The 21,605-nt window shown below is 63.6% G+C and carries 18 protein-coding genes and 1 tRNA gene; 11 read left to right on the top strand and 8 right to left on the bottom strand.

Annotated features, from left to right (window positions below; genetic code table 11):
• Positions 1-2 precede the first annotated feature (2 nt).
• Positions 3-1,163, top strand: coding sequence for a class C beta-lactamase (ampC, locus tag DNK06_RS14250; RefSeq protein WP_131180649.1), 1,161 nt, complete (start codon positions 3-5; stop codon positions 1,161-1,163).
• Between the two features lie 8 nt (positions 1,164-1,171).
• Here the strand turns inward: ampC and DNK06_RS14245 are convergent, their stop codons facing one another.
• The 3 genes from DNK06_RS14245 to baeS all read right to left on the bottom strand — a co-directional run bounded on the left by DNK06_RS14245 (position 1,172) and on the right by baeS (position 3,977).
• On the bottom strand, positions 1,172-1,510 hold the full coding sequence (locus tag DNK06_RS14245; protein WP_242674671.1) for a hypothetical protein: 339 nt from the start codon (positions 1,508-1,510) through the stop codon (positions 1,172-1,174).
• 410 nt (positions 1,511-1,920) lie between these two features.
• Entirely contained in the window at positions 1,921-2,604 is a 684-nt protein-coding gene (locus DNK06_RS14240) for a response regulator (protein WP_131180648.1), read from the bottom strand.
• A complete protein-coding gene (gene baeS, locus DNK06_RS14235) occupies positions 2,601-3,977 on the bottom strand; it encodes a sensor histidine kinase efflux regulator BaeS (protein WP_131180647.1) in 1,377 nt (458 codons plus the stop codon). Before baeS ends, DNK06_RS14240 begins: the two co-directional genes overlap by 4 nt.
• 164 nt (positions 3,978-4,141) lie before the next feature.
• On the opposite strand from baeS, the gene DNK06_RS14230 reads away from it, so the two are divergent.
• The 6 genes from DNK06_RS14230 (at position 4,142) to DNK06_RS14205 (ending at position 14,021) form a co-directional block, all read left to right on the top strand.
• On the top strand, positions 4,142-5,329 hold the full coding sequence (locus DNK06_RS14230; RefSeq protein ID WP_131180646.1) for an efflux RND transporter periplasmic adaptor subunit: 1,188 nt from the start codon (positions 4,142-4,144) through the stop codon (positions 5,327-5,329).
• 9 nt (positions 5,330-5,338) lie between these two features.
• Positions 5,339-8,467: an efflux RND transporter permease subunit gene (locus DNK06_RS14225; protein ID WP_131180645.1), complete on the top strand. Its 3,129-nt coding sequence runs from the start codon at positions 5,339-5,341 to the stop codon at positions 8,465-8,467.
• Complete coding sequence (locus DNK06_RS14220; protein ID WP_131180644.1) at positions 8,464-9,909, top strand: efflux transporter outer membrane subunit; 1,446 nt, start codon at positions 8,464-8,466, stop codon at positions 9,907-9,909. The genes DNK06_RS14225 and DNK06_RS14220 overlap by 4 nt, the downstream gene beginning before the upstream one ends.
• Positions 9,910-10,286: 377 nt before the next feature.
• On the top strand, positions 10,287-11,603 hold the full coding sequence (locus tag DNK06_RS14215) for a carboxylesterase family protein (protein ID WP_207389987.1): 1,317 nt from the start codon (positions 10,287-10,289) through the stop codon (positions 11,601-11,603).
• Positions 11,604-11,622: 19 nt separating this feature from the next.
• A complete protein-coding gene (locus DNK06_RS14210) occupies positions 11,623-12,858 on the top strand; it encodes a DUF3500 domain-containing protein (RefSeq protein ID WP_131180643.1) in 1,236 nt (411 codons plus the stop codon).
• Positions 12,855-14,021 (top strand): HupE/UreJ family protein, encoded by a 1,167-nt coding sequence (locus tag DNK06_RS14205; RefSeq protein WP_131180642.1) that lies wholly within the window; start codon positions 12,855-12,857, stop codon positions 14,019-14,021. Before DNK06_RS14210 ends, DNK06_RS14205 begins: the two co-directional genes overlap by 4 nt.
• Before the next feature lie 293 nt (positions 14,022-14,314).
• On the opposite strand, the gene acnB is transcribed toward DNK06_RS14205, so the two are convergent.
• Positions 14,315-16,939 (bottom strand): bifunctional aconitate hydratase 2/2-methylisocitrate dehydratase, encoded by a 2,625-nt coding sequence (gene acnB / locus DNK06_RS14200; protein ID WP_423228059.1) that lies wholly within the window; start codon positions 16,937-16,939, stop codon positions 14,315-14,317.
• Positions 16,940-17,320: 381 nt separating this feature from the next.
• On the opposite strand from acnB, the gene DNK06_RS14195 reads away from it, so the two are divergent.
• Positions 17,321-17,797, top strand: a complete 477-nt coding sequence (locus tag DNK06_RS14195; RefSeq protein WP_131180641.1) for a DUF1289 domain-containing protein — start codon at positions 17,321-17,323, stop codon at positions 17,795-17,797.
• A gap of 69 nt (positions 17,798-17,866) precedes the next feature.
• On the opposite strand, the gene ppnP is transcribed toward DNK06_RS14195, so the two are convergent.
• Both ppnP and DNK06_RS14185 read right to left on the bottom strand, forming a co-directional pair.
• Complete coding sequence (gene ppnP / locus DNK06_RS14190) at positions 17,867-18,148, bottom strand: pyrimidine/purine nucleoside phosphorylase (protein ID WP_131180640.1); 282 nt, start codon at positions 18,146-18,148, stop codon at positions 17,867-17,869.
• An 83-nt stretch (positions 18,149-18,231) separates the two neighbouring features.
• Positions 18,232-18,774, bottom strand: coding sequence for a 3'-5' exonuclease (locus DNK06_RS14185; protein WP_131180639.1), 543 nt, complete (start codon positions 18,772-18,774; stop codon positions 18,232-18,234).
• 389 nt (positions 18,775-19,163) lie between these two features.
• Between DNK06_RS14185 and DNK06_RS14180 the strand changes: the two genes are divergently transcribed.
• Positions 19,164-19,424 carry a YkgJ family cysteine cluster protein gene (locus tag DNK06_RS14180; RefSeq protein ID WP_131180638.1) on the top strand — a complete coding sequence of 87 codons (261 nt, stop codon included), beginning with the start codon at positions 19,164-19,166 and terminating at the stop codon, positions 19,422-19,424.
• A 43-nt stretch (positions 19,425-19,467) separates the two neighbouring features.
• Entirely contained in the window at positions 19,468-20,067 is a 600-nt protein-coding gene (locus DNK06_RS14175; RefSeq protein WP_131180637.1) for an START domain-containing protein, read from the top strand.
• A 67-nt stretch (positions 20,068-20,134) separates the two neighbouring features.
• Here DNK06_RS14175 and DNK06_RS14170 read toward each other — a convergent pair whose 3' ends face one another.
• On the bottom strand, positions 20,135-20,803 hold the full coding sequence (locus DNK06_RS14170; protein WP_131180636.1) for a Bax inhibitor-1/YccA family protein: 669 nt from the start codon (positions 20,801-20,803) through the stop codon (positions 20,135-20,137).
• Between the two features lie 180 nt (positions 20,804-20,983).
• Here DNK06_RS14170 and DNK06_RS14165 point away from each other — a divergent pair.
• A tRNA-Ser gene (locus tag DNK06_RS14165) sits at positions 20,984-21,074 on the top strand.
• A 253-nt stretch (positions 21,075-21,327) separates the two neighbouring features.
• Here DNK06_RS14165 and DNK06_RS14160 read toward each other — a convergent pair.
• Positions 21,328-21,576, bottom strand: a complete 249-nt coding sequence (locus tag DNK06_RS14160; protein ID WP_131180635.1) for a DUF1654 domain-containing protein — start codon at positions 21,574-21,576, stop codon at positions 21,328-21,330.
• Positions 21,577-21,605: the final 29 nt, after the last annotated feature.

Raw genomic sequence — 21,605 nt, 5'->3', positions numbered from 1 at the left:
AGATGAATCATGGATATATCGCCATAGGCCTGTTCACCGCCAGCCTGGCCGCCTCGCTTCCGGCCGTCGCCATGTCGGAGCAGGCGTTTCAGACGCGGGCGGCTGAGGTATTCAAGCCTCTGATGGCCAAGTACGACGTTCCGGGCCTGGCTGTCGGCGTAACCTGGAAGGGCAAGCATCATGTGTACACCCAGGGCATGGCAGACAGAGCGGCAGCCATTCCGGTTTCGTCCGACACGCTGTTCGAGCTGGGCTCGATGAGCAAGACCTTCAACGCCACCCTGGCGGCGCTTGCGCAGGAACGTTCACTGTTGTCGCTCGATGACAGGGTGGCCGCGCATATCCCCGAACTGGACAGACGCCCGTTCGGCGCGTTGAGCCTCATGGATCTCGCCAGCCACCAGAGCAGCGGCCTGCCATTGCAGCCGCCGGATGAGGCCAGGGACGACGCCAGCCTGATGACCTGGCTGAAGCAGTGGGAGCCGGTTGCAGGCATCGGCCACGAACGTTCCTACTCCAATGTCAGTATCGGCATGCTGGGGCGGATTTCGGCCAGGGCATTCGGGCAGCCCTATGCCCAGGCGCTTCACGACAACGTGCTGCAGCCCCTGACGCTTGAGGATACCTATGTCGAGGTGCCTGCCACGCAGATGAAGCGCTACGCCTATGGCTACGCGCGCGAGGACAATACGGCGACCCGGGTCAATCCGGGGATGCTCGATGCTGAAGCCTACGGCTTGAAATCGAATATCGACGACATGCTGCGTTTCGTCGACATCAACCTGGGCGCGGTGGCGTTACCCGAGCAGCTTTCCGCTGCTATTGCGACGACGCACCAGGGCATTACCCGAACATCAGAGTTCACCCAGGCCATGGTCTGGGAACGCTATCCCTGGCCTGTTTCCCGCGAGCGTCTTCTAGCCGGCAATGCACCGGCCTTCGCCCTCGACAGTCAGCCGGCCAGCCGCTTGAGCGCCAGGGATACCTCCGAGCATGGCGTGCTGTTCGGCAAGACCGGTTCGACCAATGGTTTTGGCGGCTATATCGCCTTCATCCCCGATGAGGACATTGGCCTGGTCTTTCTCGCCAACCGGAACGTGCCGCTCGAAGCGCGTGTGGATGCGTCTTTCACGCTGCTCCAACAGATGCTGGCCGATCAGTGAGCGGGCGCTCAGGCATTTTTCAGGCGCAACAGGAGGGCGATGAGGGTTTCGATATCGCCATCCGTGGTGCGCCAGGAACTGACGCTCAGGCGAAAGGCCGGGCGGCCCTGCCAGATGGTCGCGCCGAACCAGACTTCGCCTGACGCCTGCGCCGTTTCTAGGATCGCGGCGGTTTCTTCGTCGGAGTCGGCGCGTACCAGTACCTGATTGAGGCGTACCCGGTTGAGCACCTGATAGCCGCCTGTGCGTAGTGCCTCGGCCAGGTATCCAGCCTGGCGAATATGTCGGTCGATCAGCTCACGCAGGCCATTGCGGCCCAGGCTGGCCAGCGCCGCCCAGATAGCCACGCCTCGGGCACGCCTGGAGAACTCCAGCGTCAGGTTCTTCTGTGCCTCTTTCGAGGCCCTGGGGCTGCATTGCTGTTCATCGCGGCGGCCAGGGCATCTCTACGACGCCCCAAGGGTGGCGACCAGGGATGACTGGCCATAAAAAACCGCACCAGGCGGGGCTTTCAACGGGGGTGAAGCCTTAAGCCTGAACGACCGGGATGTTCGCGCTGGCCGCAGCTTCGCGGAACTCGGCGATCTGGTCGAAGCTCAGGTAGCGGTAGATGGCAGCCATGCTGTCGATATTCGCTGCGTACTCTGGGTGTCGTCACGCTGAGCGATCTGTACCCTGCATGAGGCGCCTTATGAGGGGCTGCTCAATGCCGTCGTCCCGATCCCGGGCCATGCGCGCGTGGCGAGACCCTTCCCGGTCATGTCTCGAAACGGTAGCCGACACCATAGACTGACCTGATCCACTCTTCCCCGACGTCGCCGAGTTTGCGACGCAGGTTCTTCACGTGGCTATCGATGGTTCGATCCGTGATGATGCGGTGATCGTCGTAGAGTTGGTTCATCAAATGATCGCGTGAATAGACCCGGCCGGGCTGCGCCGCCAGGGTGCGCAGCAGGCGGAACTCGACCAGCGTGAGCCCGAGGTCGTGCCCGTGCAGGCACGCTCGGCAGGCAGCATTGTCGATAGACAATCCCCGTGTGGATTCTACGGCTTCGGGCACGTGGCGGTGACGCCGTAGTACGCTGTGCACGCGTGCAACGACTTCTCGCGGGCTGAAGGGTTTGCAGACGTAGTCGTCGGCGCCCAGTTCGAGGCCGAGCAGGCGGTCGATCTCCTCGACCCGGGCCGTGACCATGATCACCGGCACGTCGGACAGCCTGCGCAGTTCGCGGCAGATGTCGATGCCGTCGCGGTTCGGCAGCATCAGGTCGAGGATCACCAGGTCGGGCTGCTGCTGCCGGAAGGCCGGCACGGCATCGGCGCCATCGAAGACCTGCTGGCAGCTGTAGCCGGCCGCCTGCAGGTAGTCGCGCAGCACCGCCGAGAGCCGTGGCTCGTCCTCCACGATGAGAATCCGCCCTCCTGGCGGCGCGGCCGTCATGCGGCCTCCGGCAGATCGACCGTGATGCGCAGGCCGCCGAGCGGCGAGGCGTCGGCGCGGATGCTGCCGTCGTGCGCCTGCGCGATGTTGCGGCAGATCGCCAGGCCGAGGCCGCTGCCGCCGCTTTCGCGGTTGCGCGATGCCTCGGTGCGGTAGAAGCGCTCGAACAGGCGCGGCAGCTTGTCCGCGTCCACCGCCGGCGGGCTGTCGTCGAAGGTGACGAGGAAACGGCCGTTGCGCCGTTCGCAGCCGACTTCGACGATGCCGCCGCGATCGGTGTAGCGCAGGGCGTTCTCGAGCAGGTTGCCGAACAGCTGCTGCAGCCGGCGTTCGTCGCCGTGGATCGGGTACGCGCCAGGGGCCATGCACCGGCGCAGTTGCAGCCCGGCGCCGGCGAAGCGCGGTTCCAGCGTCGCCAGCATCGCCTCCAGCAGGGTCGCCAGGTCGATCGGCTCATGCCGGTAGGTGAGGGCGGCCACGTCGGTCAGCGACAGGTCGTGCAGATCGTCGATGAGCTTGCCGAGCTGGAGGATCTGCTGGCCCAGCGGCTGCAGCGACGCCGGCGCCATGGGCCGGATGCCGTCCTGGATCGCTTCGAGTTCAGCACGCATCACGGCCAGCGGGGTGCGCAGCTCGTGCGAGATGTCGGCCATGAAATGGCGCCGCGTGCGCTCGTTGTGCTCCAGCGCCTGGGCCAACTGGTTGAAGTCGCGCGCCAGCCCGCCGAGCTCGTCGCGGGTGCCGGCATCTACCCGTATGGCATAGTCGCCGGCCGCCAGGCGGTGCGTTGCCGAGGCCAGGCCATGCACGCGGCGCAGCAGCATGCGCGACAGCAGGCCGGCGAGCAGGGCCGCCACGACGACCGACAAGGCCGCGATCAGCCACCAGGTGTACAACTGGGCTTCGTAGAAGCGCACGTCGCCGGCGGCGACGGCCTTCTGGAACGGTACCATCGCCATCCAGCCCACCGTTTTCCCGTCGACGACGACCGGCCGCAACAGCGATTCCCGGTCGGCGCCAGGGTTGCCAACGACCCGGGCGTACGTACGGTCGAGCAGCGCGAAGCGCGGCACGGCGCCGGTCTGGTCGGACACCGGCGGGCCGGTCAGCGCCCGTGCCGGATCGGGGGCGGGCCGCATCAGCGCGAACCAGGCCTCCAGGTCGCCACGCAGGAAGTCCCAGCTGCCGTGCTGGCGATAGGTATCCTCCAGGCGCGGCAGCACCGTCTCCATGCGCTCCATGCCCTGCTCGTTGAGATAGCCGAGAAAGCCGCGCTGGAAACTGACGTGCGCCGCAACGCCATTGACCAGCAGTACGATGGCGCAGGAGGCGATCACGGCGAGGAAGAGTTTGGCGGTAATGCCGATTTTCATAGGGTGGGTGGCCAGAGTAGGGGCGCAAAGCCGTATTCGACCATGCTGCCAGGCCGGGGAACAAGGAAGAGTTGCGACTGGATCGCAAACTCCATATTCGCTGCACATTCCTCCTCCAGCATGCCGCTCATTATCTGTTTCCCGCGATTGCGAGGATATTGCGCATGCTCTTTCCGATCCCTCGTCCACTGTTTAAGCACCTGTGTTTTCTGCCGGTGATACTGCTGCTGGCTGCCTGTTCGCCCGAACCGGTATCGGTTGCATCGACGCCGGAAGTCGGAGTCTGGACGGTGCGTGCACAGCGGCTGGCCATGCATCAGACCCTGCCCGGACGCACGGTGGCCCACATGGTCTCGGACGTGCGGCCGCAGGTCGGCGGCATCATCCAGCAGCGCCTGTTCACCGAAGGCCAGGACGTGAAGGCCGGACAGATCCTGTACCAGATCGACCCGGCGACCTACCAGGCCGCCTACGACAACGCCAAGGGCGCCCTGGCCCAGGCACAGGCGGCGGTGCTGTCGGCGCGGCCCAAGGCGCAGCGCTACGCCAACCTGGCCAAGCTGGACGCGGTGAGCCAGCAGGATCTCGAGGAGGCCGTCGCGACGCTGCGCCAGAACGAGGCGGCGGTGATGGTGGCGCAGGCCGCGCTGCAGACGGCCAGGATCAACCTCGACTACACCCGCGTCAGCGCGCCGATCGACGGCCGCATCGGCGCCTCGGTCTATACGCCCGGCGCGCTGGTGACGGCTGGCCAGACCACGGCGCTGGCTACGATCCAGCAACTCGACCCGATCTACGTCGACGTCACCCAGTCCAGCGCCGAGCTGCTGGCGCTGCGCAAGCAGCTCGACAGCGGCGCGCTCACCTCGCTGGACGGCAAGGTGCCGGTGCAGATCCAGCTGGAGGATGGCAGCCTCTACGAGCACAGCGGCACGCTGGAATTCGTTGGCACCTCGGTGGATACCGGCACCGGCAACGTCGTGTCGCGTGCGCTGATTCCCAACCCGGATCGCCTGCTGCTGCCGGGCGCCTATGTGCGCGCCATCCTGCCGGTGGCGATCAACGACAAGGCGATCCTGGTGCCGCAGAGCGCGGTCGGCCGCAATACCAGGGGCGAGGCGACGGTCAAGCTGGTCGGCGACGACGGCAGGCTCATCGAGCGCATGGTGCAGACCGGTGATGCGCAGAAGGATCAGTGGATCATCAGCGCGGGCCTGCAGCCCGGCGAGCAACTGGTGGTCGAAGGTGGCAGCAAGGTACAGGCGGGTCAGGCAGTGAAGACGCACGAGGTGGCGGCCCCGGCGCCGGATCTTACTGGAGTGCCTCTCCCGACAACCGATCAGCCGAGCTAAGGAGGCGCTATGTCACGCTTTTTCATCGACCGCCCCATCTTCGCCTGGGTCATCGCCATCGTCATCACCCTGGCCGGTACGCTGGCGGTGTTCAACCTGGCGGTGGAGCAGTACCCGAACATCGCGCCGCCGACGATCTCGATCCGCGCCACCTACACTGGTGCCTCGGCGCAGACCGTGGAGAACTCGGTCACCCAGGTCATCGAGCAGCAGATGAGCGGGCTGGACAATCTGATGTACATGTCCGCCAGCAGCAACGCGGCCGGTAGCGCGCAGGTGCAACTGACGTTCAAGGCCGGCACCGACCCGGACGTGGCGCAGATGCAGGTGCAGAACAAGTTGCAGCAGGCCGAGGCGATGCTGCCCGATGTGGTCAAAAGCACGGGCCTCACGGTGAGCAAGTCGGTGGGCGGCAGTTTCTTCGAGGTGCTCGCCTTCACCTCCGACGACGGCAGATTGAGTGGCACCGACATTGCCGACTTCATGGTGTCCACCCTCCAGGATCCGATCAGCCGCGTCACCGGCGTTGGCCGGGTGCAGGTGATGGGCTCGCAGTATTCGATGCGTGTCTGGCTCGATCCGGAGAAACTGCGCACCTATTCGCTGATGCCCTCCGACGTGACGGCCGCGATCACGGCGCAGAACGCCGACGTGTCTTCCGGGCAGCTCGGCGCGTTGCCAGCGACGCAGGGCCAGGCGCTGAACGCGACCATCAGCTCGCGCAGCCGACTGCAGACGCCGGAGCAGTTCAAGGCGATCGTCGTCAAGTCCGACAGCGACGGCGCGGTGGTGCGCCTGTCCGACGTCGCCCGCGTCGAGCTGGGTAGCGAGGACTACGCGATGACCAGCACGTTCAACGGCAAGCCGGCCGCGGGCATCGGCATCGAGCTGGCCAGCGGCGCCAACGCCATGCAGGTGTCGGAGGCCGTAGAGGCCAGGCTCCAGGAGTTGCAGTCCTACTTCCCCGAGGGAATCAGCTACCACGTGGCCTCCAGCACCACGCCGTTCGTGAAGATCTCCATCGAGGAGGTGGTCAAGACCCTGGTCGAAGCCGTCGTGCTGGTGCTGGCGATCATGTATCTGTTCCTGCAGAACTGGCGGGTGACGCTGATCCCGGCGATTGCCGTGCCGGTGGTACTGATGGGCACCTTCGGCGTGCTGGCGCTGCTGGGCTACTCGATCAACACCCTGACCATGTTCGGCATGGTACTGGCGATCGGCCTGCTGGTGGACGATGCGATCGTGGTGGTGGAGAACGTCGAGCGGGTGATGCGCGAGGAAGGACTGCCGCCGCGCGAGGCCACGCGCAAATCGATGGGCCAGATCACCGGCGCGCTGGTCGGCATCGCCCTGGTGCTGACGGCAGTGTTCCTGCCCATGGCGTTTTTCAGTGGTTCCACCGGGGTGATCTACCGCCAGTTCTCGGTGACCATCGCCTCGGCGATGATCCTTTCGGTACTCGTGGCCATGACCCTGACGCCAGCGCTGTGCGCCACGCTGCTGACGCCCGGGCAGGTTACCCGGCGCGGGCCGCTCGGTCGCTTCTTCGCAGGGTTCAATACCCGATTCGATCAGGGTGCCGAGCGCTACCAACGCGGCGTGGCGCGCGTCGTTGGCCACCGCCGCGCGGGCGTGGCGGTCTATCTGGTGCTGCTGGTGGTGCTGGGCCTGCAGTTCTGGCAGTTGCCGACCTCTTTCCTGCCCGAGGAGGATCAAGGCACGCTGATGGTGCAACTGAAGATGCCGCCAGGCGCGACCAAGGAGAAGACGCAGCAGGTGATCTCCGAGGTCTCGGACTACGTGCGCGGGCAGCCGGAGGTCGAGACGGTCATGGCGGTCGCCGGCTTCAGCCAGGGCACCAGCGGCCAGAACGCCGGCATGGCCTTCATCCGGCTCAAGAACTGGAGCGAGCGCGAGGCCAGTGCCACCGATATCGGCGTGCGCATCAGCGAAGCGATGCTCGGGCGCTTTCCCGATGCGCAGATCTACGCCTTCGCGCCCTCGGGCATTCCGGGGCTGGGCCAGGCCACCGGCTTCACCCTGGAGCTGCAGGATTTCGCTGGCGCCGGCCACGAAGCCCTGGTGGACGCGCGCCAGAAGCTGCTGGCGCTGGCCGCGCAGGAGCCGTCGCTGAGCGCGGTGCGTTATGCCAACCTGGAGGATGCGCCGACCTTCGACATCAAGATCGACGATGCCAAGGCCGGCGCGCTGAAACTGACCCAGAGCGACATCAATGCCACCCTGTCCACGGCGTTCGGGGCCACCTACGTCAACGACTTCGTCGACCGCGGCCGGATCAAGAAGGTTTATGTGCAGGGCCAGGAGCAGGCGCGGATGCTGCCGCAGGATGTCTACCGCTGGACGGTGCGCAACAGCGACGATGCAATGGTGCCATTCTCGGCCTTCGCCAGCAGCGGCTGGAGCTACGCTCCGGCATCGCTGGCGCGCTTCAACGGCATCGCCGCCATGGAGATCAGTGGCCAACCGGCCCAGGGCGTCAGCTCGGGCACGGCGATGGCTGAGATAGTCAGGCTGGTGCAGCAACTGCCGGGCGGCTTCGGTTATGCGTGGTCGGGCCTGTCCTTCCAGGAGCAGCAGGCCGGGGCGCAGGCTCCTTTGCTGTACGCGGTGTCGCTGTTGTTCGTGTTCCTCTGTCTGGCGGCGCTGTACGAGAGCTGGTCGATCCCGTTTTCGGTGATGCTGGCCGTGCCTATCGGTGTCGGCGGCGCGCTGCTGCTGACTTCGCTGCGCGGACTCAGCAATGACGTGTATTTCCAGGTGGGCCTGCTCGCTACGGTCGGTCTGGCGGCCAAGAACGGCATCCTTATCGTCGAGTTCGCCAAGGAACTGGAGGAGCGGGGCAAGCCACTGGTCGAGGCTGTACTGGAGGCTGCGCGCCTGCGCCTACGGCCGATCCTGATGACCTCGATGGCCTTCCTGCTCGGCGTGCTGCCCCTGATGGTCAGCAGCGGCGCCGGCTCCGCTGGGCGCCACTCGCTGGGTACCGGCGTGTTCGGCGGCACCCTGGCCTCGACCGTGCTGGGCATCTTCTTCGTGCCGCTGTTCTACGTGATCGTGCGCAGTCTGTTTCCCGGCCGCAAGAGCCAGCCCGCTGCGCCGACGGAGGTGAATGAATGACCAGGCCGTCCGTCACCCGGCGTTCCCCGCGCCCGGTTCGCCTGGCGTTGGCCGTTCTCTGCGCCGCCGCGCTGGCCGGCTGCGCGAGCATGGCGCCGTCCTACGTACAGCCCGCCGCACCGGTGCCGGCGCAGTTCCGCGACGCCCCGCCGGCCGCTGCGGACGCGATGCCGGTGACGGAACTCAACTGGCGCCAGGTGTTTCTGGACGAGCGCCTGCGCCAGGTGATCGCCCAGGCGCTGCAGAGCAACCGCGACCTGCGCGTGGCGCTGCTCAACATCGAGAAGGCGCGCGCGCAGTACCGCATCCAGAGCGCCGACCTGCTGCCGTCGGTGGACGCGACGCTCAGCCGGACGGCCGCACGCAGCAGTGCGGCCGCCAGCAGCAGCGGAGTCGCGGCGGTGAGTCGCAGCGCCTCGGCCACGGTCGGCTTCAGCAGTTGGGAACTGGATCTGTTCGGGCGCATCCGCAGCCTGCAGGACGAGGCCGCGCAGACCTTCCTGGCCACTGCCGAAACCCAGCGCAACACACGCATGAGCCTGCTGGCCGAAGTCGCCAGCGACTGGCTGAGCGTGGGCGCCTACCGCCAGCGCGTGGCCCTGGCGCAGCAGACCCTGGAGAGCCAGCGCAGGACGCTGCAGCTCACCGAGCTCCTGCATGGCGAAGGCGCGGCCTCCGGCGTCGACCTGGCTTCCATCCAGGGCAGCGTGGAAAGCGCGCGGGCCGACGTCGCCACCTACGCCACCGCGCTGGAGCAGGCACGCCATGCGCTCGAGCTGGTCGTGGGCGCCCCCGTCCCCGACCGCTTTCTGCCTGACACCGACGATGCCGAAGCCGCAGTGGTACTAGCTCCGCTGCCCGCCGACCTCTCCTCGAAGGTGCTGCTGCAGCGCCCCGACGTACTGTCTGCCGAGTACGTGCTAAAAGCCGCCAATGCCGATATCGGCGCCGCGCGCGCGGCCTTCTTTCCAACCATCTCGCTGACCACGACAGTGGGCGTCGGCAGCAGCGCCCTGTCGAACCTGTTCGATGCCGGTACGCGAACCTGGTCGTTCATTCCCACCGTCAGCGTGCCGATCTTTCAGGCCGGTGCGCTCCAGGCCTCGCTGGACGCGGCGGAGCTCTCCGCCGATGTCGCCGTGGCCCAGTACGAGAAGGCGATCCAGACCGCCTTCGGCGAAGTGGCCGATGTCCTGGCCGAGCGCGCCCGCCTGGACGAGCGCCTGGATGCGCAGCGTGCCTTGGTCGTCGCCTCCCGGCGCGGCTATACCCTGGCCGATGCGCGCTACCGCAATGGCGTGGACAGCTCTCTTCAGGCCCTGACCGCGCAGCGCACGCTCTATAGTGCGCAGCAGGATCTGATCACCCTTCGCCTGAGCGAAGCCAGCAACCGTGTGACCCTGTACAAGGTATTCGGCGGCGGAGCCGACGCCAGCGAATGAGGACGGAGGGGCAGGGCATGATGCATGCGGTCAGGAAGGGGACTGGTGGCAGAATCGTGCGTGTTGCCCATGAAATTCGAATCGATGTCCGGACAGACGCTGAAGATAAAACGCGCGCACATGGAAATGACCACTCAGGCCGCACCGGTTTCGGCTACCGACCCGGTGCGAAGAGTCGCGCTGACTCTGCCTATCCGCCACTATGCTGGCGACGAAAGGCGATGGCACGGTCAAGTACATGCCGGATGCACAAAGCTACGATCGCTATACCAACGAGCCGCCCAGCTCGCCCTAATGCCCGAGGCGCCGCTGAAGCGGCGGCTGAGGCAATCATCGACAAGCTGAAACAGATGCACGGAGACGGGAGTTAAAAGTCAATGAAGATGCGGACACGTCGGGAGTTTCTGATCATGGGGGCCAGCGCAGGAGCGCTGTTGGCGATCGGTGCGCCGGCCCTGGCGAAACAAGACGCGGGACAGGCCAGGAGCGCCACCGCCATCACTCAGGTGTTCGGCGATGGCGTTCGCCTGACCGCTGTTGCGGTGGAGTACGCCAAACCGGTCAAGACTGCGGATCTGTCTGCCGCCGACTTCCGGGTCGAAGGTCGCACGGTCACTGGCGTTTTCGCCAGCACATCCACTGACCCGGCGAGCCGGACGGATACTGGCCGTTTCGTCATCGTCACCCTGTCGTCCGAGGACACCCATACGCTCCTGGCCGAAACGCTGCAATCGCAAGACGGCCAGGCTGGCGGGCAAACCGATGGCCAGAACCGGCGCGGCCCCGGCGGCGCGGGTGACATCCCGACTTACGACACGGTCTACAAGACCGCCCAGACCACGCTCGTGGCGCCCGGTGCAGGCACGTTGGCGACGACGGCCGCTCGCAACCTGGTCGTCGACGATTTCCGGCAACTGGAGTTCCACGACTCGAATACGGGCAAGACTCTACGCTACAACCTGTTCGTGCCGAAGGGCTACGACGATGCGAAGTCCTATCCACTGGTGCTGTTCATGCACGATGCCGGCGCGACCAGCGACGTGACGCGAACGACTCTGTTTCAGGGCCTGGGCGCGATCGCCTGGGCCAGCCCTGAGGATCAGGCCAGGCGCCCGTGCTTCGTGCTGGCGCCGCAGTTCGCCGAGATCATCGCCGACGACGACTCGCAGACCAGCAGCATGCTCGACACCACCATCGACCTGATCGAGGCGCTGGCGGATCAGTACAGCATCGACCGCAAGCGCCTCTATACCACCGGCCAGTCGGGCGGCTGCATGATGTCGATCGCGATGGATATCAAGTACCCGGATTTTTTTGCCGCGTCCTTCCTGGTCGCCGGCCAATGGGATCCGGCGCTGGTGAAGCCGCTGGCCCGGCAGAAGCTGTGGATCCTTGTGTCGCAGGACGACGACAAGGCCTATCCCGGGCAGAATGCTATCGTCGAAGTTCTAGAGAACGAGGGCGCCAGGATCAGTCGCGCCACCTGGGACGGCACCTGGTCGGCCAATCAATATCGCGCCGCCTTCGAGAAGATTGACGCCGAGGGAAGCCCGATCAACTACGTAACCTTCGCCAAGGGCACCGTCATTCCCCCGGGGCAGTCGGCCGCAGGTGCAAGCGGGCACCGTAATACCTGGCGTATCGCCTACAGCATCGAGCCCATCCGTGAATGGATCTTCCGGCAGCACAAGTAATTCAAGGGGAGTATCGAGAATGGGCAAACTGACATGCATCGTATCGGCCCTGATGCTGACCGGTGCGGCCCTCGGCAGCGAGGGCTGGGCGGCCGACTCTTCCACTGGCGTCGTGGTGCCGATCACGGCACAAGAGCAAACGCAGGCTGTGGTGACCGCAACGGCCGCCTTCCTGAGCGCACTCGATGCCGAGCAGCGCGCGAAGGTGCAATTCCCTTTCACGCCGCAAAAGAGCGCGACCACCGCGACATTCGCTCGCAGCGAGCCGCAGCCGGACGAATCGGATAATGGTGGTCAGGATTCTCGTGCAGGAGAAGCGGGGCGTCCTCCTGGCCAGCGGCCTGAGGGCGGGGCAGGCGGCGGTGGTTCCGGCATGGGGCCGGCCGGCGGCTTTGTCGGCGAGCAGTATGGCGCGGCCGTCTGGTCCAACTATCCGGTCAGCGACGTGCCACGCCCCGGCCTGCAGCTCGGCAACCTGAACGACGCCCAGCGCACTGCGGCGCTGCACCTGCTGCAAACGCTGCTCAGTCCCCAGGGCTACCAGAAGGTGCTGGACATCATGGGCTCCGACCAGGCCTTGTCCGAAGGCGGCACCAACTACGCCTCCGGCACGGCGTACTACACCCTCGGCATCTTCGGCACGCCAAGCGCCAGCGCGCCGTGGATGGTGCAGTTCGGTGGACACCACCTCGGCCTCAACGTGGTGATCATCGGTGCACGCGGCGTGCTCACGCCGACCCTCACCGGCGCCCAGCCGTCCGTCTATACGGTGGGCGGCAGAACCGTCCGCGTGCTCGCCGGGGAAAACGACAAGGCGTTCGCGCTGCTAGGGGCGCTGGACGACCCGCAGCGTCAGCAGGCCATTCTCGACTACCGCGTGGGCGATCTGGTGCTCGGGCCGGGGAGCAGCGCAGAGACCATCGTGCCCGAGGGCCTGAAGGCATCGGCCATGGACGAGCGCCAGCGCGCGCTGCTGCTCGACCTGATCGGCGAATGGGCCGGCATCGTGGGCGACGCCTATGCCGCGCCGCGCATGGCCGAGATCCGCGCCGGGCTGGACGACACCTGGTTCGCCTGGAGCGGCCCGACCACTCATGAGCCGGGCAGGAACGGCAGCGCCTACTACCGCATCCAGGGGCCGAAGCTGGTCATCGAATTCTCGCCCCAGGGCGTGGGCGGCGACCCGACGATGCACGTCCACACGGTCTATCGCGATCCCACCAACGACTACGGCCAGCAACTCACCCAGCCATGACGAAAGCCTGGCGGGCGCTGCTCGCCTTCCTCCTGTGCGCCTGCTGGAGCGCGTCCGCGCCGGCGCACCGGCTGGACGAATACCTGCACGCCACAATGGTGAGCGTCGAAAGAGATCATGTTGTCCTGCAACTGCGTCTGACGCCAGGCGTGGAGGTGGCAGGTGCGATACTTGCCGATATCGACACGGACGGCGATGGCGTCCTCTCCGAAGTCGAGCAGCGGGCCTATGCGGAGCAGGTGGCCGGGGAGCTTGCGCTCGACATTGATGGCCACCCATTGTCACTGCGACTGGTATCTTCGGCCTATGCGCCGGTCGAGGCCATACGCTGGGGCCTGGGCGACATCGCGTTCGCGCTCCGTGCCGAGCTGTCATCCAGTGATGGCGATTACCGGCTCACGCTGGAGCAGCGCCACCCGAGCGCCAGAGTCGTCTATCTGGTGAACGCCCTGATGCCGAGCGATCCGGCTGTCCACATCCGTGGCCAACAGCGCAGTTCCGACCAGTCCAGCTACCGGCTGGATTTCACGGTCGGCGGCGCTTCCGTATTGGGGGCGGGCATGGAACAGCGCCAGCCGGTGATCGGCACCTTCTTCTGGCACGGCGTCCACCACATCCTCACCGGCTACGACCACCTGTTGTTCGCCACCGCCCTGGCACTTGCGGCAGCGACGTTCTGGAAACTGCTAAAGGTGGTCACGGCCTTTACGCTCGCGCATTCGATCACCTTGACGCTGGCCGCGCTGGGCTGGGTACACCTGCCTGCGATGGTGGTGGAACCGCTGATCGCCACCAGCATCGTCGTCGTAGCGCTGCAGAACCTCTTCTGGCCGGCCTCGACACATGGGCGTGCCCGGCTGGCCGTGGCCTTCTGCTTCGGCTTGTTCCACGGCCTGGGTTTCGCCGGCGGCCTGCTCGACCTTATGCAGCAGATGCCCAAAGAGACTATCTTGTATGCACTGCTGGGCTTCAGCCTCGGCGTCGAACTCGGTCATCAGGTGCTGTTGCTGCCGTTGTTCGTCCTTCTCAAGGTGACGCATAGCCAGTTCCTGGGAAATGCCAGGCAAACACGCCTTTCGATGGCACTGCGGCGCTTCGGGTCGGGTGGCGTTGCACTGGCCGGCCTGTATTACCTCAGCGCGGCCCTCGCTGGGAATGCGTGAGCGAGCACCATGCAATCAGCGTCGACGCCTTGTCGGTATCCTCCTGGCGTACAAAAAGCCGGAGAAGACGACACATGAACTCGGCATAAGGGGCGGCCGCCATAGGGTGTTCCCCACATGGGGGGCGCAACCCGGCGGTTCGGGAGGTTGTGAGAGATGTACCAATCCCTGGCTGTCGAACCACGCAATATTCGATTCAAATCCAGGCGACTGCAATGAGTGCGCCTCTGTCTGATGCACCATAAAAAAGCCCCGCATAAAGCGGGGCTCCTTCATTCATTACCGATGATGCATCAGGCTTGCACGACCGGGATGTTCGCGCTGGCCGCAGCTTCGCGGAACTCGGCGATCTGGTCGAAGCTCAGGTAGCGATAGATATCGGCAGCCATGCTGTCGATATTCGCCGCGTACTCCATGTACTCCTCGACGGTTGGCAGCTTGCCCAGGATCGAAGCAACGGCAGCCAGTTCGGCGGAGGCCAGGAACACGTTGGCACCATCGCCCAGACGGTTCGGGAAGTTACGGGTCGAAGTCGACACCACGGTCGAGTTCGGCTCCACACGTGCCTGGTTACCCATGCACAGCGAGCAGCCCGGCATTTCCATGCGTGCGCCAGCCTTGCCGTAGATGCCGTAGTAGCCTTCCTCGGTCAGTTGGTGAGCATCCATCTTGGTCGGCGGCGACAGCCACAGACGGGTTGGCAGCTGCCCTTTGACCTTGTCCAGCAGTTTACCGGCAGCACGGAAGTGACCGATGTTGGTCATGCACGAACCGATGAAGACTTCGTCGATCTTCTGGCCCTGAACGCTGGACAGCAGGCGAGCGTCGTCCGGATCGTTAGGTGCGCAGAGTACCGGCTCCTTGATATCGGCCAGGTCGATCTCGACGATCTCGGCGTATTCGGCGTCCTTGTCTGCGCTGAGCAGTACAGGGTTGGCCAGCCAGGCTTCCATCGCTTGAGCGCGACGCTCCATGGTGCGCGCATCGCCGTAGCCTTCGCTGATCATCCAGCGCAGCAGGGTGATGTTCGACTTCAGGTACTCGGCAATGGCTTTTTCCGGCAGCTTGATGGTGCAACCTGCGGCGGAACGCTCGGCAGAGGCGTCGGACAGCTCGAATGCTTGCTCGACGGTCAGGTCGTCCAGGCCTTCGATTTCCAGGATGCGGCCGGAGAAGGCGTTGATCTTGCCTTTCTTCTCGACGGTCAGCAGGCCTTTCTGGATACCGTAGTAAGGGATGGCATGCACCAGGTCACGCAGGGTGATGCCCGGTTGCAGCTTGCCCTTGAAACGCACCAGAACCGACTCCGGCATGTCCAGCGGCATGACGCCGGTGGCTGCGGCGAAGGCGACCAGACCGGAACCGGCCGGGAAGGAGATGCCGATCGGGAAGCGGGTGTGCGAGTCACCACCGGTACCGACGGTATCCGGCAGCAGCATGCGGTTCAGCCAGCTGTGGATGATGCCGTCGCCAGGACGCAGCGATACGCCGCCACGGGTGCGGATGAAATCCGGCAGGGTGTGGTGGGTGGTGACGTCGATCGGCTTCGGATAGGCCGCGGTGTGGCAGAAGGACTGCATCACCAGGTCAGCGGAGAAGCCCAGGCAAGCCAGGTCTTTCAGCTCGTCGCGGGTCATCGGGCCAGTGGTGTCCTGGGAGCCGACGGTGGTCATCTTCGGTTCGCAGTAGGTGCCAGGACGAACGCCTTTGCCTTCCGGCAGGCCGCACGCCTTGCCGACCATCTTCTGCGCCAGGGTGTAGCCCTTGCCGGTGTCGACCGGTGCTTCCGGCAGTTTGAACAGGTCGGTTGGGCCCAGGCCCAGCTCGGCGCGCGCCTTGTCGGTCAGGCCGCGACCAACGATCAGCGGGATACGGCCGCCAGCGCGAACTTCGTCCAGCAGAACCGGAGTCTTCAGTTCGAAGGTGGTGATCACTTCGTCGCTATCGTGCTTGCAGACTTTGCCAGCATAAGGATAAACGTCGATCACGTCGCCCATGTTGATGTTCGACACGTCGAACTCGATTGGCAGGGCGCCAGCATCTTCCATGGTGTTGTAGAAGATCGGAGCGATCTTGGTGCCGAAGCAGAAACCGCCAGCACGTTTGTTTGGCACGTACGGAATGTCGTCGCCGAAGAACCACAGCACCGAGTTGGTGGCGGATTTACGCGAGGAACCGGTACCGACCACGTCACCGACGTAGGCAACCGGGAAGCCGTCGCCGTACATCTGAGCGATCTGCTTCATCGGGCCGATGGCGCCTTGCTCGTCAGGCACGATGCCTTCGCGGGCCATTTTCAGCATGGCCAGGGCGTGCAGCGGGATATCCGGGCGCGACCAGGCATCGGGAGCGGGCGACAGGTCGTCGGTGTTGGTTTCGCCGGTTACCTTGAAAACGCGCAGGCTGATCTTCTCGGCCAGGGTAGGGCGCTTCTTGAACCACTCGCCATCGGCCCAGGATTGCAGCACGCCCTGAGCGTGAGCATTGCCCGCTTTGGCTTTCTCGGCAACGTCGTGGAAGGCGTCGAACATCAGCAGGGTGTGCTTCAGCTGTTCGGCGGCGATGGCGCCCAGGTCGGCGTCATCCAGCAACTCGACCAGTGTCGCGATGTTGTAGCCACCCTGCATGGTGCCGAGCAGTTCGGTCGCGCGCTTCTTGTCGAGCAGGGGGGAGGTGGCTTCGCCTTTGGCGATGGCGGAGAGGAAACCGGCTTTTACATAGGCCGCTTCGTCGACGCCTGGCGGCACGCGGTTGGTGATCAGGTCGAGGAGGAATTCTTCTTCGCCGGCCGGCGGGTTCTTCAGCAGGTCGACGAGACCAGCGGTTTGTTCGGCGTTTAGCGGCTGGGGCACGATACCCTGGGCGGCACGCTCTGCTACGTGTTTGCGGTAGGCTTCAAGCACAGTTATTACCCTCATCAGTGATCCCAAATAGGGAGTCCGGGACGCATGCAGGAACACGTTAAACACATCCGCAGCGCAGCCTCATGGGCCGCGTGCGATGGTTTCAACGCTTCCATCCGGAAGCTGCTTTCAAAGTTTTACGCCGGCAGGACGGGCTTGATGAGGGGTTGGCATGGTCGAGGGATGACCATGCCAACATCGTACCTGCAGGATCGACTGTGCTCGTGACGCTTTGAAAACAGCTTCCAACGGACATTGGCGCCTTTCGCAAGGCGCGCTGATTCTAGCGGAAAACTGGAGCAAAGTTAAGCGAAAGACCCATCACCCTCAGGGGTGATCCGTATTAGACAAAGGGCTAAGATGCACCCTCTATAGTCCTGTGTATCGATGCAACGCATGTCCAATCAACGTATCAAGACGCCTTGCGTAGGCCTTTGCTCCACGGTATTCGGGGACTCCGTGTGCCGCGGCTGCAAGCGCTTCCACCACGAGGTGATCAACTGGAACGGCTACAGCGACGAGGAAAAACAGGCGGTGTGGCTGCGTCTGGAGATGCTGCTGGTACAGGTGATGACCGCCAAGCTGGAGGTTTTCGACGAGGGGCTTCTGCTTAAACAGCTAGAGCAGCGAAAGATCCGCTTCGTTCCACACCAATCCGCCTATTGCTGGGCCTACCAGTTGCTGGCCCGTGGCGCCCGGGTGATCACCCAGGTGGACGCCTACGGTATTTCCCTGCTGCCGGAGTTTCGCGACTGGGAACTGCCTGACCTGCGTGACGCCATCGACCGCGAGTTCTTCCTGCTCTCCGAGGCGCATTTCGAGCGTTACATCGCCCCGCGATTTCTCAGGGAAGGTATGGAACTGCGCGTCTAGGCGCTCGCTTGCGCCAGAAGTGAAAACGCCCCGATCACGGGGCGTTTTCACTGGAGCGGGAGCAACCTGTCAGCGGTATTCGCACAGGTAGGCGGTGTCTTGCTCGACCTTCAGTTGAAACTTGCTGTTGGCCGGTACGGTGAAGCGGCTGCCAGCGGTGAAGGTTTCCCAGTTGTCGCTACCCGGTAGTTGCACGGTCAGCGCGCCAGCGATGACATGCATGACTTCCAGCTGGCTGGTGCCGAACTCGTACTCGCCTGCAGCCATTACGCCGATAGTGGCCGGACCCTCTGCCATGCCGAACGCGATGGATTTGACGGTGCCGTCGAAATACTCATTGACCTTGAACATGTGCATCCTCGCTAAGGGACAGAAATAAATGGCCGGCAAGTATGCCCAAGGCATTTCCTGACGTCACCTGTAGGCGTGCACCTTCAGCCGGTCATCACCAGCGGCAGCAGGCGGGCGGTATTGCGGGCATCGCTCAGGGCGCGGTGCTGCTGGCCGCTGAAGCCGATGCCGGCCAGTTGCAATGCCGCATTCAGCCCGACCGGGCGGGCCAGGTGGCGTTCTTCGGCGAAACGTCGTTTGAGATTCAGGTGGGGCAGAGTCTGCAGGTAGCTGACCAGCCCGCTGCTTTGCCAATCATGCTGCAACTGCTTGCGGTCGTAGTCGCCCCAACTGCACCAGCCCTGCAGGCGCGGTCGATGCGGTTCCAGCCAGCGTTCGAATTGCGGCCAGAGGGCGGCCAGTGTCGACGCTGAATCGACCTCTGCCTGGCTGATATGGGTCAGTTCCCGGCAAAAACGGGTGAGGTTGGGGCGCCGCAGCGGCCGCACGAAGCGCTGGAAATGGTCGATCTCATGACCACTGGCGTTCACCAGGCTGGCGCCGATCTCGATGATCTCCATATGTTCGATGGGCCAGCCACCTTCTTCCGTGGTGGCTTCCAGGTCGATGACCAGCCAATACCCCATAGCTTCTCCTTGTCCGTAAACGCGGTGCGTTCCACTCGGCCATAAGCACTGCAGAGTCTGACCGACGAATGGCCCGTTTCGTGCCATTGCGAAGTGCCGCCATGCATTCTGTCTCTTCCCGCTGCTGGCTATACGTTACGACATAGAAGATCATGTTCCTCTTTTCCAGGCGCTCAGTAGTCGTGAAACGACGATGATCTTCGGCGAACAGCAGGACATCGTCCTGTTACTTATCAGTTGGAAGTGGATATTCTCGATGCTCAACCGGATATCGCCAGTGATTCGGCACTCGCTGGATCGAGGCTGCTGGCAGGGAGTGCCGACGGCCTGTCTGGCGCGCTAGAATTGGCACTGCTCAGCGCAGTGTCGTTCGTTCGAGGTTTCGTCTCATGCAATGCCGTCCCGGTTGTGGCGCCTGCTGCATTTCCCCTTCTATCAGTTCCTTCATCCCTGGCATGCCCAACGGCAAGCCGGCAGGTCAGCGCTGCGTGAATCTCACCCAGGACAACCGCTGCAATATCTTCGGTCATCCGGATCGCCCTGAAGTGTGCTCGGCATTTTCAGCGGATTTCGATGTCTGCGGTAATAGCCGTGAAGAAGCCGTCCGCCTGCTCGCCTGGCTGGAGGGCGCTACGGCAACAGCCGTTTGATGCGGTGAACAGGTGCCAAGAAAACGTGAATTCGGAGAAGAACATGTCGTTGAGCCGTTTGGTGGTAGCAAGCACACTCCTTTGTATCGCGTCTGCCGCTCACGCCGAGGATTGGCGTCTGACGAAAGACGAGTCGGGCATCAAGGTGTACCTGAGCGAAGTGGCCGGCTCCCCATACAAGGCTTACCGCGGCGTGACCCTGGTAAAAGCGGACATAGGCAAGCTCAAGGCGCTGCAGGAGGATGTCGTAGCTTCCTGCGCCTGGATTCATGAGTGCCAGGAGCAGCGGCTGCTCGAGCACGAGGGCGACAAGAGCTGGACGTATACGCGCTTCAATACCCCATGGCCTGTGACGCCGCGTGATTCAATTATCGAAGTGACGACTGAACGGGGCGCCAATGGCAGCATCACTCGAAAACTGCATGGCGTGCCCGACTACAGGCCGGAAGAAAAAGGATATGTGCGGGTGGCTAGCGTGGAAGGATACTGGACGATGACGCCCAAGGCCGACGGCCTGGTCGAGGTCATCTACGAGGTGCATACGGATCCAGGCGGTAGCGTTCCCTCCTGGCTATCTAACAAATTCGTCGTGGATGCACCATTCAACACCCTTAAAGGAATGCGTGAAAAGGCTCAGCAATAGCTTTCGAATGCTTCACAAATAAAAAGGCCCGCCTGAATGGCGGGCCTTTTGTATGGCGCTTAGCGGATCAGTCGTCACCACCCATGATGCCGAAAATCTGCAGCAGGCTGATGAACAGGTTGTAGATCGATACATACAGGCTGATGGTCGCCATGATGTAGTTACGCTCACCGCCATGGATGATCGCGCTGGTCTGGAACAGGATGCAGGCCGACGAGAACAGCACGAAGCCAGCGCTGATCGCCAGTTGCAGGCCGCTGATCTGGAAGAAGAAGCTAGCGAGTATCGCACCCAGCAGAACGAAGAAACCGGCCGTGATGAAGCCGCTCAGGAAGCTCATGTCCTTGCGGGTAGTCAGCACGTAGGCGGACAGACCACAGAAGACGACAGCCGTCATCATGAATGCCGAGCTGACGACTTCGGCGCCGTTGGCCATGCCCATGTAACGGTTGAGGATCGGGCCCAGGGTGTAACCCATGAAACCGGTCAGTGCGAAGGTGGACAGCAGGCCCCAGCCGGAGTCGCGCAACTTGGCAGTCAGGAAGAACAGGCCGTAGAAGCCGATCAGCACCACGAAGATGTTCGGGTAGGGCACATTGGCACGCTGTGCCATGAACGCCACAATGCCACTGAATGCCAGGGTGAGAGCCAGCAAGCCGTACGTGTTGCGCAGAACGCTGCTGACTGCGGTTTGTTCAACCTGCGTAGGGCTGTGTGCGTAATCTTGTTCGCGCATGGCGACACTCCTGTAAAGGCTAATGGTTCCGTGACCAAGGTCGGAAGGCATCATAACAGAGCCTTGGGTACTGCCAAATCAGAGTGTTTGACAGTGTGTTACGTTCCGGTAAGATGCCGCCCGCAGTCGATAAGGTTGCAAAGGGATGTTTCGGCTAGATGAAGCAGAGCATACCAATCTGGAGGGTTGGCAGAGCGGTTGAATGCACCGGTCTTGAAAACCGGCGAACGTTAATAGCGTTCCCAGGGTTCGAATCCCTGGCCCTCCACCAAATTTTTAGCAAGATCAAAGGCCTAGATGATTTCTAGGCCTTTTTTTTACCTGTTTTGTAGCTGGCTGAGTGGGTGGGCAGGTGCGAATTTCACTGCTTGATCCAAGGCCGTCTCGTGCTTGAAAGATCACCGTCTCGACATGTGTTCTTGTCTGTTCAGGCATCCATACCGGCGTAGCAATTGCGCAGGTCAGCGTTGGCTTCTGGTGCTTGGGCGCGAGCTGGAAGAGGCAATTTCAGCGCGCGCGACGGATCAGTCCTCTTTTGGCACCGTCCAGAAGAGCTGGTAACCGTCGTCCCGGTGGGCGATCGTCACGTTATCGTTCTCACCGATTTCCTCCAGGATGCGTGCCCAGTCATCCGGGCTGTCGTCATCAGCCCGGAGTAACACTGCCGTTCGAGCCTTTTGCGCCGCCGGTGAGTTGATGACCCGTGAAACTCGGGCTCCGAGCAGTTCGTACGAGAGAGGCGTCGCTGCCGCCGATGAGGTGCTTTTTGCCATGAGTACTCACCCTGTTAGCTGTATGTGTA

Origin of the sequence: Phytopseudomonas daroniae (assembly GCF_004327285.1) — a bacterium.
In the GTDB taxonomy this organism is placed as follows: domain Bacteria; phylum Pseudomonadota; class Gammaproteobacteria; order Pseudomonadales; family Pseudomonadaceae; genus Aquipseudomonas; species Aquipseudomonas daroniae.
The sequence above is the reverse complement of the archived record's forward strand: the minus strand, read 5'-3'. Positions and strand labels throughout refer to the sequence as shown.